The following is a 12,553-nucleotide window of genomic DNA, read 5'->3' on the forward strand; positions in this document are numbered from 1 at the left end:
CAGGGTTCAAAAAAGTCACCGGGCAGCATCCCGTCTCAATAAAAATATCTGCATTGGCCAATGCGAGACCAAAAGTATTGTATTTAGCCTGCCATTCTTGGACGCCCCGCGCGCGTGCCTGGCGAGTCTAAGCCTGACAATAACAATATATTAAAGTAAACAAGACGTTAAGTCGTCACGGATTCATGATTAAACTAAAAGGGATTCAGTCCGGACTGCGAATATCGCGAAAAAAAAGCAGCCACGGAATCCCGAGGCTGCCTTCATATCATCAATGTCCGCTTGCCCCCGCCTTTAGTTTGAGAACTGTAGGCACGTTTTACTGCAGTCGAAAAATAAAATCACGTAATATCAGCACGTTGCACTTTCAAGTCTCCTGATTTTGGTCAAAACCTGTAGGCACACGTTTGAGTAGTTTGTTATTGACAGGTTGGGGATACGCATTTAGCATGATAGGCAATCATGTATTTGCGAACTACTCAACGAAAGAACAAAGACGGCTCGGTAACAAAATACTACCAGCTGGCCCATAACGAACGGCATCCGGTCACCGGTAAGGTGACTGCTAAAATTATCCACAGCTTCGGGCGGGCAGACCAGTTGGACCGTGAAGCCTTGGTGCGGTTATGCCGATCCGTTGCCAGAGTCTGCGGCGTCGAGGTTATTGATCCTCTGGACGGTGAAGTGCGCAAAGGCGGCTTGCCGGAAGATGTCAAGATCCTCCGGACCGTCGATTTCGGTACAGTTAAAATCATCGAGGAACTGTGGGAGCAATACGGTATCGGCAAAATATTCAGGGAGGTTGCCAAAAAGAAGCAGGTTCCCTATGAAAAAGCCCTGCTTGCCATGGTTGCCAATCGACTGTGTACTCCGGAATCAAAACTTGGTGTTTGGGACAGGTGGCTTGAAACTGTATATCTGCCAGGGTGTGACAGCTTGCAACTGCATCACATGTATGAGGCCATGGACTTGCTCCATAGCCATTCGGATAAGGTAGAGCGGGAGATCTTTTACAATGTGGCCAACCTGCTGAACCTGACGGTGGATCTCATCTTCTATGATACCACTACAGCATCTTTTGCCATTGATTATGAGGATGAGGAAGGCCCGCGGCAGTATGGTCATACGAAAGAAGGGACATGGGCGCCTCAGGTCGTTGTCGCCCTGGCTGTTACTCGAGAGGGTATCCCTGTGAGAAGTTGGGTATTCCCCGGCAATACTGCTGACGTCAGTACTGTCGAGACCATTAAAAGCGATCTTCGAGGGTGGAATCTTGGCAGGGCGCTGTTCGTTGCTGATTCCGGGATGAACTCCGAAGGGAATCGAAAGGAACTGGCTAAGGCCTGCGGCACATATCTGCTTGCCACCAGGATGGCCAGTGTCAAGGAGGTTAAGGAAACAGTTCTTTCGCAGCCAGGTCGTTACAGGGAATTCTCTGAAAATCTTCATGCCAAAGAGGTGAACCTCGCCAACGGCAAGCGATATATCGTCTGTTATAATCCGTCGGAGGCCAGACGGCAGGCCACCCACCGAGAAAAAATTGTTGCCATGCTTGAATGGGAACTCAAGCAGCACAAAGACAAGAGTGCAACCAGGAAATGGGCTATAGCCCTGTTGGGTTCTCGAAGGTACAAAAAATACCTGACCATAACTGAGAAGGGCACCGTCCGGATCGACCGTAAAGCCATAAAGGCTGCGGCAAAGTATGATGGCAAGTGGGTACTGGAAACCAACGACATCCACCTGAGCCTTGAGGATGCGGCCTATGGTTACCGTGGCCTGATGGTCATTGAGCGGTGCTTCCGCTCACTTAAGCGTACGCAGATCAAAATGATGCCAATGTACCATTGGGCTGAAAGGCGAATAGAAGCCCATGTAAAAATATGTGTGTTGGCACTATTCGTAGAGCGGATAGCGGAGCTGAAATGCAAAAAACCCTGGTCACAGATTAGACGGGTTGCGTCTAAAATACAGGCAACGGAGTTCGCCACACCAGATCACAGTTTTTACCAATTAAATGAGCTACCCAAGGTGGCGAAGTCCATGCTGAACTGCCTTTCAATTGACCGACTTCACGAGGTTTTTGGTATAAAAACTGTTAAAAACGGTACTGCAATAACGTAGGCACACGCGAAAAACAGCGTCCTTTGCCAAGGCCCGCGGGAGCAGGCTTAGCGCCGAGGTGTTGATTTTGAATTTTAAACCCCAGCCCGCTTTGATCTGCTGTTGGATCTTTTCAAGATTGAATGACCCCGGAGACTGGGAAGGCGGGAACTCATTCATGGTCTGCAAAAATTGTGCAGCCAGCTGCTGCAGGGGTACGATCACATAGGGCCGGTCAAGAAACCAGTCATTGTAGGTATTGGAGTTGTGCTGTGCTTTTTCAAACGGATCGCGACGCAGGTGGAAGAGCAGTGGAATGCGCAGTTCTGTAAAAGGTTCACGCCATATCCCAAAGGCTTGTCCGCGGTTTTCCAGAAAGACTGCCTTCCAGGCATCGTAGCGAATAGCCACAATCTGCCCATCATCATTGACATAGAAGAATTCACTACGCGGCGACTCACTCGCCTTGCCGGTCAGGTAATCCAATTGATTGTAGCCGTCTATGTAATTTTTGTAGGTTCGTCCGATTATCTCGGTTCCCTGCTGCAGCTTGCCTTTGATGTCGGTTTCACCTGCGGCTGCGGCAAAGGTCGGCAGCCAATCCTCATGGGAAACAATACCATTGAGCACAGTATCAGCAGAAATATGCCCGGGCCAGCGAATAAAGGCCGGAACCCGGTAGGCCCCCTCCCAGTTGGAGTTTTTTTCACTGCGAAACGGCGTCGTCCCTGCATCCGGCCAGGTGTTGTAATGCGGTCCGTTGTCTGTGGAATAGAAAACAATGGTATTCTCGGCTATTCCCAGTTCGTCAAGGAGCGTGAGCAACTCACCCACATGCATATCGTGCTCGACCATGCCGTCGCTATATTCATCCTGACCGGAAATGCCCCGGTGCACGTCCTTCACATGGGTACGAAAATGCATTCTGGTCGCATTCCACCAGCAGAAAAACGGTTTACCGGATTCATGTTGACGCTTGATAAAATCCTTGGCCGCAGCAAGGGTCTCCTCGTCCACAGTCTCCATACGCTTTTTGGTCAATGGCCCGGTATCCTCAATCCGCTGGCTTCCATCCGCCTGCGCCCACGATTTGATCACCCCTCGTGGCCCGTACTGCTCCCGGAAGGTTTTACCATTGGCAAGGACCATATCCCCCGGATAATCTTCGTTCTCCGGCTCTTCTTCAGCATTCAGATGGTAGAGATTGCCAAAGAACTCGTCAAATCCATGATTGGTCGGCAGGTGCTCATCCAGGTCCCCCTGGTGGTTTTTTCCAAACTGTCCGGTTGCATACCCCAGGCTTTTCATCACTCCGGCAATGGTGACATCGGTCTCTTGCCAGCCTTCCTTGGCCCCGGGAAGCCCCACCTTGGTCATGCCGGTACGTACAGGTACATTACCTCCTAAAAAGGCTGCCCGGCCGGCTGTGCAGCTCTGTTGCCCGTAATAATCGGTGAATGACGCACCCTCATGGGCAATTCGGTCGATATTCGGCGTTTGATACCCCATCATGCCGCGACTGTTGACACTGATGTTCCACAGGCCGATATCGTCTCCCCAGATAACAAGAATATTTGGTTGGCTGCCTGCCTGATCAGCGGCATAGACCTGCCCTTCACGCAACGCCACCACCATGAACATCGCAAAAACAACAAAAATCATTCTCCGAAATCGCATCTTTGCCTCCACTGTTTGTTGGTGCTTTGCCTTTAAAACACTAACTAACTTTAGGTACAGCTTGTTGTGATGTCAAAAAAATGTAGGAAAAATTATCAACGATATCCAAACGTAATACCACGGACATACTGACGCCATTCAATAAATGGCGTTGAATAAACGGCTTTGGTCTGCGCTGATTTTTAGGTAGCTACTCCCTGTTTCCGTGGGCGATCACTAGCCGTGCAGGCGAAAAAGGACACCCAAGCTGACCACACTGAGCAGTACGCCAACAGGTAATATCGCCCCAAATGTACTGTGCCTGGCCGTCAGAGAATTCTACTCCGGGTTGTTCTTCGCAGTTACAGCAGGCCTTCCAACGACAAAAAGAACAGAAAGGAAAAACCACACTCCTATTCTGCCCTGGTCAGTGTCGAACCAAAGCTTGAAGCTGAATAACAACCTGTTATTATTTATTACTTATACAGGATAAGGGATATGCGCTAAAGTCCTTAGGCTCACCGGCTGTCCGACGTACCATTCAAGGTCTGCGCTTTACGCTATACAACAGATTCGGCTTCACGTATGGAAAAAATGGTCTTGGCTGGATGCGAAAACTATTGGGTGAATATACCCGGGAAGGAACACGGTCCCCCTGCCCTTCGGTGGCAGCCGGACCGTGTTGCATGAACTAGTCATCAACTATGCACATGGGGATACCCCCATGGGGTAAAGACTACCCGAGACCCGAGGCAGATCAGCTGTTGATGTTATAGAAGGGGTTGACGTGTCCCTGATCAGAGAAGGTTTTATCAAGAAACTGGACCTTATCCACGCCTTCGATATCTGTGACCACTTTCTCAATCCTTGAACGGATCATCTCATCATTTTTTAAGACATCGCCCACGTTGGAAAGGTAGGCGACCCTGTCTTTCACCCTCACCTCGACCACCAGGGAGTAGTCAATCATGATGGTATGAATTTTGGCCTCTAAGGTTAATTCGTTTATTCGTTTTTTTGACTCCTCGGTTGTCTGAAAAACAGGGGACTGGACAGCAGAGGAGAGGATATTGACCGCATCGTCGACCTGTAATTTATGAATATTGAGCACCATATCATAGAGTCGGCTGTCCCAGGTATCTATGCCATACAGCTGCAGTCCCCATTTACGTCGTTCAATATCATCTTTTTTTATGGTATCAAATGCTTTGGCTTCCGAGATGCCGTCTCGCTGCATCACCTCGCTGACACGATCGGTGATGTTAGCCAGCACTCTGACTTTAAAAACCGTGGGAATATCCTTTAAAAAGTAGTGCCCGGCCAGACCATGGTAGACCACATTGTCGTTCTGCACATGTTTGAGCAGGGCGTACTTGTAATAGGTCATGTACCTCAGTTTCCCCTGATTGAAACGCTCAAATATGGAGGAAGAATCATGGAGCGCACGGGAAAGCCTCATTTCCGGTATGTCAAATTCCTGGGACGCTTCAAGGAGAATTTCTCGAGAGACACACTCGTAGCCTAGTTTTTCCGCCAGTTTTTCCGCAACTTCCTTACCCCTGCTAAACGAACCCCTTGAAATGGTAATAATTGCCATATTGCTCTCCTTGATTCCTGAGTGAATTTACCGTATTGAAAGTATAGTAAAAGAAAGGGCATAACCCGTCAACCTCATGCTCCCCCTGCAGTTATCGCCCTCACTCCATGGGCATAGTAACAGGCAGACACGACTTTTCATTAAAAATGATCTGTATGTTGAAAATAACTGCATCGAATTGTGGCCCAAATAGTGCTACACAATCCAGCATACCCGCTGAATTGCTCATCCCATTACATCCTTTGAGGAATTTCCATGCGCAAACAGGTCCTTTCGTCTCTTTTTCTCTGTCCTGCCTTTCTCCTGACGGTGGGGTTCAGTAACGTTTTTGCCGCTGTCGGGCCTAAAGGAGGGGCAAGCGTATTCACCCTCCAGATGGGACTTGTTTTCGGTGTGCTTGCCCTGGTCATCGTCCTCTTTGTCTTTGAATGGGTAAGGGTCGATGTGGTCGGCATCATGATGATGGTAATCCTTCCCCTCCTCAGTCTGGTCTCCCCCCAGGAAGCCATCAGCGGCCTATCCAGCAACGCGGTGGTTGCCATCATCGCGGTAATTATTATCGGGGCGGGGCTCGACAAGACGGGCGGTATGAATATCCTTGCCCGACAGATATTGCATCGGGCGGGAAAATCGGAAAACAAAATCATTATCCTGATTTCTGTGACCGTTGCCTTTATTTCCAGTTTCATGCAAAATATCGGGGCTGCAGCGCTTTTTCTTCCTGCTGTTCGCCGGATTTCCCGGCAAACAGGTATTTCCGCCTCCAAGATCCTGATGCCCATGGCCTATTGTGCCATCATCGGCGGCACCATCACCTTAGTTGGCGCCAGCCCGACCATTCTCCTCAACGACCTGATCGAGCAAGCCAACGAGCTCAATACCTTTGCCCAGCCCATTGAGCCGCTCGGGCTTTTCACTCAAACACCCATCGGCCTTGCCCTGGTTATTTCCGCAGTACTGTATTTTGTTGTTTTCGGTCGTGTTATCATCCCGCAAAAAGATTCCAGTACTGAGGACAACCAGATCATGCCCTCTACCCTGGCTGACACTTATCAGGAGATCGCCGGAGTCTTTGAAGTGGACATCCCTGCTGACTTCGGCTCGTTTACCCTGGAGGAGCTGCATGTTCGAGACAGTTACCACGTCACCATTGCCGGGGTCTACTCGCCGGAAAAAAAACTGAAAAACTACGCTCCGACCAGGTACGAACTCATCCACTCGGATGAAACGCTTGCCCTGGTCGGCAATGAAGTCCATGTGCGACAATGTGCACACGACTTGGGATGGAGATTCAAGGGAGACCTGGATATTTTCGCAGAAGACTTTTCCCCCAACAACGCGGGCATCGTAGAGGGGATCGTCACTCCCCGTTCCGAAATGGTCGGCAGAGACATGCGGGAAATGCGATTCAGGAAAAGGCATGGCATTGTACCGGTAGTGCTCTGCCGGGATGGTGCCTGTCAATTCGATCAGATCACCAGGGAAACAATCAAGCCCGGCGACGCCCTGCTGATGTTTGGGCGGTGGGAAAAATTCCTGGAACTGGCCAAAAAAGATTGTTTTGCCTTTACCAATGAACTGAAAGGAGAAGTGGTACGAGAGGAAAAAGTCGTGACCGCCTTCGGCTGGCTGGCCCTTACCATAGCGATGATACTTTGGCTCAAGCCCCTCACCGCAGCGATCGGGGTACCGGTGAACGCCTCGCTTTCGGTATGCCTGCTTACCGGCGCACTGGGCATGATCCTGACCAGGGTGATTACCATTGACGAGGCATATAAATCCATCGACTGGATGACCGTCTTCCTGCTTGGCGGCCTTATTCCCCTGGGGCTCGCCTTTCAAAAAACCGGCGCCGCCGAATGGATGGCCACCACCATCATGACCCTGGTCGGCACCGTGCCTGATGCGTTATTTCTGCTCATCATCGGAGCGCTGACCTCGTTTTTCACCCTGGTTGTATCTAATGTCGGAGCCACGGTTCTTCTGGTACCGCTCTCCATGTCAATGGCTGTTGAAACAGGCTGCGATCCCCGGGTGGCGGCTATGGTTGTCGCCCTCGCAGCATCAAATACCTTTGTTCTGCCCACCCACCAGGTTAACGCACTGGTCATGCGACCAGGTGGCTACCAAACCATGGACTACGTGAAAGCGGGCGCAGGAATGACCATCCTGTTTCTTCTGATTTTAACGCTTATGCTGATTGCCTTTTATTAGCCATCTCTGGGTGTGAAGCGGCAGCTCGCTGCTCAACGTTGGTCTTCGTGCTGATCCATACGCTCAACACCCCCTCGACTCGGTACCGCAGCATCCGCTCTTGCCCTGATCACCAGAGAGCGAACATGGTCCGGCGCCGTGAACCTGCCTGCTGAGGATTGACCCAAGCCACACCGTTCTTAGTGTATTGCTCACAGACAGCCAACAGTCCCCCGGGACATGGCCATTCATCGACATCACTGAAAGGAGACGACCATGAGCAAAATCAGCTATCCACTTACCGGTATCCTGCTGCTCATGCTGCTTGCCGCGTGTGGGGCCAAGCAGCCTCAACCCATCATTGAGAGCGAATCAGTGCTTCCTGGAACGGAAGTAACTCGCCAATCCACCACCATGGCTCTGCTCGGCCAGGGCATCCAGGTTGGTCAGAGATTGCCGAAGACTCCCCTCGTTGATGCCCAAACCATGCAGCCGGTAGACCTGAGTGCCATCACGGGCAAAGTGCTGCTGTTGAGCATGGTGCCGTCTATTGATACCAAAGTGTGTGACATCCAGACCCACATCCTGGGAGAAGAAGGCGACAAACTCCCTGCTTCGATCAAGCGAATCACCATCAGCCGCGACACCCCATTTGCCCAAGAGCGTTTTGCCCAGGCAGCAAAACTGACTGACCTCACCTACCTCTCTGATTATAAGCAAGGGGACTTCGGCAGGGCAACCGGACTCCTGGTTGAAGGGCCGATGCTGCTCGCCCGGTCGATCATCATTGTCGATAAACAGGGGATCGTGCGCTACATCCAGGTGGTTCCCGAATTGACCCACCTGCCGGATATGGAAAAGGCCTTTGCCATTGCAGAAAAACTCGATGCCTTACCTTGAACAACCCGGTATACTCTGTGGTTGCCTTCCTTCTCCCTGTAAAGGTTCTCCTTGTGCAACCCGCACGGGTCGATGGAGCTATTTCAGCAGACGCCAGTTATCTGCTGTGAAGGCACCCATTTTTTGTATGCATCTCCACCCTCTTCTTGAAAAGATAAGGGAATTGCAACGGGAGCATAGATGGTCAAAAAGGAGATAGCCCGGTTACCTGTCATCGGTTGGCGGGAATGGGTCGCACTGCCGGATCTTGGAATACCCACCATCAAAGCGAAAGTCGACTCCGGGGCACGTACATCCTCGCTGCATGCCTTTGATATGCAAATTTTCGAGCGGAACCAGTGCCAATGGGTGCGCTTTACTGTTCATCCGGTGCAACGCTCAAAAGATAACACAGTCGTTGTCGAGGCAGCCATCCTTGAATTCAGGTCAGTGAGAAGCTCCAGCGGCGTAGCAAAAATGCGACCGGTGATTATGACCACTGTCGAATTACTCGGTGCACGCTGGCCGGTCGAGCTCACCCTTGCCAGCCGCGATGCAATGGGATTTAGGATGCTCCTTGGTCGAGAAGCTTTTCGTGGTCGATTTTTAGTTGACGGAGGCACGTCCTATTATGGCGGACGGCCTCCGCGCAAAAAAAAGCCCCCCCGCAAAAAAAGCCAAAAATAAGAGAATATTTCAGCAGAGGAACCTCATGAAGCTAGCAATATTATCGTGCAGCCCGCAGAGCTATAGCACGCGACGTCTTCGCGAAGCTGCGATCCAAAGAGGACACAATGTCAAGGTTCTTAATACGCTGAAATTCGCCATTGACCTTGAGGAAGGAAACCCTGATCTCTTTTTTCGACAAAAACGCCTTTCACAATACGATGCGGTACTGCCCAGGATAGGGGCGTCTATTACCTATTACGGCAATGCTGTTGTCAGGCAATTCGAACAAATGGACGTATTTTGTGCGAATACTTCGGCCAGTATTGCCAATTCCCGCGACAAATTACGCAGTTTGCAGATACTCAGTCGCCACAATATCGGCATCCCCCAAACGACCTTTGTCAGAGACAAGAAAGATGTGCTCCCGGCCATTGAGCGAGTCGGCGGGGCTCCTGTTATTATTAAATTGATTGAAGGTACCCAAGGGATCGGGGTTATTCTGGTCAATTCCATCAATACCGCTGCCGGCATCATAGAGCTGCTGCAGAGCCAAAAACAAAGTGTCCTGATACAGAAATTCGTCAAGGAGAGCAAGGGCAGAGATATTCGAGCATTTGTAGTGGGCGATCGGGTTGTTGGCGCCATGCGAAGGGTTGCTCAAGGACAGGAATTCCGCAGCAACGTCCACAGAGGAGGTGTGACGGAACCGGTCATCCTTGACGATCAATACAAAGAAACAGCCGTGCGGGCAGCACAGATACTTGGGCTTCGAGTCGCGGGAGTTGACCTACTTGAGGGAAAAAAAGGTCCACAGATTATGGAAGTCAATTCATCGCCCGGACTCGAGGGGATCGAAGGCTGCACCCAACTGGATATCGCTGGTTCAATCATTGATTATATTGCGGCACAGATCGATTTTCCCGAGATTGACTTGCGCCAGCGTCTTACCGTCAGCAGCGGGTATGGCGTCGCTGAAATTCAGATACCGGAAGGTTCAGAATACATAGGGAAGACCATTCATGAATCTGGTTTACGAGAAAAGGATATTGTTGTTCTTACCCTCCACCGAGAGGCAAAGGTTATCCCCAACCCCCGCTCCGATCGTGTGATACAGGCAGCGGACCGATTGCTTTGCTTTGGCAAGCTGGAACTGATGCGCCACCTGACGCCGGTGAAGATTCGTCGCAAAAGACGGCCCAAGGTAAGAGGTCTCCCCGACCTGCCCGTGGCTGATGAGGTCTTGAATGAATCTGGACTCATTGCACCGATTGCAATACCATCAGGAGGCAATCAAACCGGTAATGAATAATACTTCGAGCTATAAAAAAAACATCGCTGAGTGGTTTGGGCTCAGCATAGCTCCGGGAGAATCACGCGACGTGGAACTCGCTGTGGGAGAGAGCTACAGCGGCATGACGGTCAACATCCAGCTGCACATTCGTCGGGCAATTGCGGAAGGCCCTACGGTTTTTGTGACAGCGGCATTACACGGAGACGAACTGAACGGCTGTGGTGCTGTACGCCAACTCATCCAGGACAACGACTTTCACCTGCTGCGGGGTGCAGTCATTCTGGTGCCGGTACTTAACCTCCCCGCGTTTGAGCGGCACTCTCGATACCTTCCGGATCGCCGGGACTTAAACCGCTCATTTCCGGGCACTGCTGACGGAAGCCTTGCCAGCCGCATGGCCCATACCATTTTTAATCACATTGTCATGCGCTCCGATTACGGGATCGACCTGCACACGGCATCGGTCCGCCGCACCAACTACCCGACAGTCAGAGGCGATCTGACCAATCCGGAGGTCAAACGGATTGCCGGGGTTTTCGGCACCGAAATAATCATGAACGGCAAAGGACCAAAAGGTTCATTTCGCAGAGAAGCCTGCGCTGCTGGATGTCCGACGATCATTCTCGAAGCCGGTGAGGTGTGGAAAGTCGAGCCGGGCATTGTCGAGACCACCATTCGGGGGATCAAAAATGTGTTCAGTGAACTCGGTATGATAGAGAGCCAGACGGAAAAGCCGCCCTATCAGGTCGTCATTCAGCAATCCAAATGGATTCGCGCCGAGCAGGGCGGGTTCCTGCACTTCCATTTCAAGCCTGGTGATCTGGTCGAAAAAGGACAGCCATTGGCAACCAGCACCACCCTGTTGGGCGAGGAACAGGGGACGTTGCATGCACCTTTTAACGGTGTGATCATGGGAATGACGAGCCTGCCCTCCATCAGTCCTGGTGAGCCAATCTGTCACCTCGGCAAGCTGCCCAAAAAAGCGGTTCCCCGGAAACTCTCAAAGTTACGGGCGAAAAAAGATAGCCTGGAGCAACAGGTTCTTGAAGAATTAGGATCAAGCGTCCTCGTCGTAGAGCCCACACAAGAAGCCAGTCCGCAGGAAGAGTAAGCCGACGAGTGACGGTGAGGGACAACACTTCCTGCTTTCAGGCTACGTAGCGGTCGGCACATGAAAACAGGCACATGCGCCAAGGGAAAGGAGAGAAAAGAGGAGAAAAGACGTTCAGGCCTGATAGAAAACATCGCATACCAAGCACCCTGTTCAAACGGATCGCTACCAGGCCCGAACGCAATCAGCAGAGAAAAAGTTAAAACCACCAGATCATTTTTTTCGGCGGATTGCCGAATGATTCAAAGGAATCGCCGGATTCCCGCAACACGTCTTCCAGCTCTTCGACAGTGAATGCATAGCCGTCCTCACCGGCAAGGACTACAAATTCATCCATGGTCTTGAGTACATCGTATTTTTTGCGAATAGATTCATTTTCGCCGCCCGCTATCAGCAGTTCTTCAACATTCTTTTTCGCCATAGTCTACACTCCTTGTGTTCGTCAGGTCCATATTCCATCTATGCGATAAACTCAATCTGCAAGGTTTCATTCTCCGAATTGGCAACCATCTTATAGGTGCCGCTTTGTTGTATGTTAAAATCAAACACTTCGGCCTGGGACTGGAAGGCGTCCATAATATCACCCGTTTTTCCAGACTCGCAGTCGACGTTAAACCATACATGGAGATCTTTACCCTCTTCCCCCATTTGGACGAGGAAGGCATTATGCTCAACAAACACCAGGTCCTCATGAAAGTGGGTCGGCTGAAACCCCAAGCCTTCCAACATGGTCGCAATCATTCCCAAGGGCCGATAGGGTATAGGTTCCTGTGTTGTCATGCACTTCACCTCATGAGCTATTCGCCGTTCTTACCAAGTGTTCTCACCGATGCGATAGAGTCCCAGCTATAGTAGGTATTAACGGTTTCACCTGGTAGTGATTCCGTTATCCTGATAAAATCATCACCCAGGAACATTACCGCCTCCTCATACACGCGTCCTTCGTTCACCTGCATCTTGACCCCATTGCGCAATTTTCTTGACAGGGTGCCATGCACAGGCATGGAGGCATATTCAAAAATTTTTTCCATTATCTCTTTTTTCATCAGGTATC

The 12,553-nt window shown here is 50.9% G+C and carries 11 protein-coding genes; 6 read left to right on the forward strand and 5 right to left on the reverse strand.

Features of this window, described 5'->3' with window-relative positions; translation table 11 throughout:
• Positions 1-462 precede the first annotated feature (462 nt).
• Positions 463-2,124, forward strand: a complete 1,662-nt coding sequence (locus ACZ52Z_RS09635; RefSeq protein WP_464267206.1) for an IS1634 family transposase — start codon at positions 463-465, stop codon at positions 2,122-2,124.
• Here the strand turns inward: ACZ52Z_RS09635 and ACZ52Z_RS09640 are convergent.
• Positions 2,059-3,738 (reverse strand): arylsulfatase, encoded by a 1,680-nt coding sequence (locus tag ACZ52Z_RS09640; protein ID WP_464270780.1) that lies wholly within the window; start codon positions 3,736-3,738, stop codon positions 2,059-2,061. The two genes, ACZ52Z_RS09635 and ACZ52Z_RS09640, sit on opposite strands and share 66 nt — an antisense overlap.
• Before the next feature lie 778 nt (positions 3,739-4,516).
• Positions 4,517-5,356 carry a cytidylate kinase-like family protein gene (locus tag ACZ52Z_RS09645; protein WP_464270524.1) on the reverse strand — a complete coding sequence of 280 codons (840 nt, stop codon included), beginning with the start codon at positions 5,354-5,356 and terminating at the stop codon, positions 4,517-4,519.
• Between the two features lie 255 nt (positions 5,357-5,611).
• Here ACZ52Z_RS09645 and ACZ52Z_RS09650 point away from each other — a divergent pair, with 255 nt between their 5' ends.
• From ACZ52Z_RS09650 to ACZ52Z_RS09670, 5 genes are all read left to right on the forward strand, one after another.
• The gene (locus ACZ52Z_RS09650; protein WP_464270525.1) at positions 5,612-7,570 is read left to right on the forward strand and encodes an SLC13 family permease; all 1,959 of its coding nucleotides are present in this window, start codon (positions 5,612-5,614) and stop codon (positions 7,568-7,570) included.
• Positions 7,571-7,825: 255 nt separating this feature from the next.
• Positions 7,826-8,449 (forward strand): thiol peroxidase, encoded by a 624-nt coding sequence (locus tag ACZ52Z_RS09655; RefSeq protein ID WP_464270526.1) that lies wholly within the window; start codon positions 7,826-7,828, stop codon positions 8,447-8,449.
• 180 nt (positions 8,450-8,629) lie between these two features.
• The gene (locus tag ACZ52Z_RS09660; protein WP_464270527.1) at positions 8,630-9,115 is read left to right on the forward strand and encodes an ATP-dependent zinc protease family protein; all 486 of its coding nucleotides are present in this window, start codon (positions 8,630-8,632) and stop codon (positions 9,113-9,115) included.
• A gap of 25 nt (positions 9,116-9,140) precedes the next feature.
• Positions 9,141-10,406, forward strand: a complete 1,266-nt coding sequence (locus ACZ52Z_RS09665) for a RimK family alpha-L-glutamate ligase (protein ID WP_464270528.1) — start codon at positions 9,141-9,143, stop codon at positions 10,404-10,406.
• Positions 10,399-11,499 (forward strand): succinylglutamate desuccinylase/aspartoacylase family protein, encoded by a 1,101-nt coding sequence (locus tag ACZ52Z_RS09670; RefSeq protein WP_464270529.1) that lies wholly within the window; start codon positions 10,399-10,401, stop codon positions 11,497-11,499. The genes ACZ52Z_RS09665 and ACZ52Z_RS09670 overlap by 8 nt, the downstream gene beginning before the upstream one ends.
• Before the next feature lie 199 nt (positions 11,500-11,698).
• Here the strand turns inward: ACZ52Z_RS09670 and ACZ52Z_RS09675 are convergent, their stop codons facing one another.
• From ACZ52Z_RS09675 to ACZ52Z_RS09685, 3 genes are read right to left on the reverse strand one after another with little or no spacing between them, the layout of a single operon-like run.
• Positions 11,699-11,920 carry a Nif11-like leader peptide family natural product precursor gene (locus ACZ52Z_RS09675; protein ID WP_464270530.1) on the reverse strand — a complete coding sequence of 74 codons (222 nt, stop codon included), beginning with the start codon at positions 11,918-11,920 and terminating at the stop codon, positions 11,699-11,701.
• A gap of 38 nt (positions 11,921-11,958) precedes the next feature.
• Complete coding sequence (locus tag ACZ52Z_RS09680) at positions 11,959-12,279, reverse strand: hypothetical protein (RefSeq protein WP_464270531.1); 321 nt, start codon at positions 12,277-12,279, stop codon at positions 11,959-11,961.
• 17 nt (positions 12,280-12,296) lie between these two features.
• Positions 12,297-12,545 carry a hypothetical protein gene (locus tag ACZ52Z_RS09685; RefSeq protein WP_464270532.1) on the reverse strand — a complete coding sequence of 83 codons (249 nt, stop codon included), beginning with the start codon at positions 12,543-12,545 and terminating at the stop codon, positions 12,297-12,299.
• Positions 12,546-12,553 lie beyond the last annotated feature (8 nt).

The organism is Desulfogranum aggregans (genome assembly GCF_055398265.1).

Bases quoted from the DNA above. Each gene is read 5' to 3' on its own strand.
- ACZ52Z_RS09650 (WP_464270525.1), top strand. From the start codon at position 5,612: ATGCGCAAACAGGTCCTTTCGTCTCTTTTTCTCTGTCCTGCCTTTCTC.
- ACZ52Z_RS09640 (WP_464270780.1), bottom strand. From the start codon at position 3,738: ATGGTGGTGGCGTTGCGTGAAGGGCAGGTCTATGCCGCTGATCAGGCA.
- ACZ52Z_RS09645 (WP_464270524.1), bottom strand. From the start codon at position 5,356: ATGGCAATTATTACCATTTCAAGGGGTTCGTTTAGCAGGGGTAAGGAA.
- ACZ52Z_RS09685 (WP_464270532.1), bottom strand. From the start codon at position 12,545: ATGAAAAAAGAGATAATGGAAAAAATTTTTGAATATGCCTCCATGCCT.
- ACZ52Z_RS09655 (WP_464270526.1), top strand. From the start codon at position 7,826: ATGAGCAAAATCAGCTATCCACTTACCGGTATCCTGCTGCTCATGCTG.
- ACZ52Z_RS09660 (WP_464270527.1), top strand. From the start codon at position 8,630: ATGGTCAAAAAGGAGATAGCCCGGTTACCTGTCATCGGTTGGCGGGAA.
- ACZ52Z_RS09675 (WP_464270530.1), bottom strand. From the start codon at position 11,920: ATGGCGAAAAAGAATGTTGAAGAACTGCTGATAGCGGGCGGCGAAAAT.
- ACZ52Z_RS09665 (WP_464270528.1), top strand. From the start codon at position 9,141: ATGAAGCTAGCAATATTATCGTGCAGCCCGCAGAGCTATAGCACGCGA.
- ACZ52Z_RS09670 (WP_464270529.1), top strand. From the start codon at position 10,399: ATGAATAATACTTCGAGCTATAAAAAAAACATCGCTGAGTGGTTTGGG.
- ACZ52Z_RS09680 (WP_464270531.1), bottom strand. From the start codon at position 12,279: ATGACAACACAGGAACCTATACCCTATCGGCCCTTGGGAATGATTGCG.
- ACZ52Z_RS09635 (WP_464267206.1), top strand. From the start codon at position 463: ATGTATTTGCGAACTACTCAACGAAAGAACAAAGACGGCTCGGTAACA.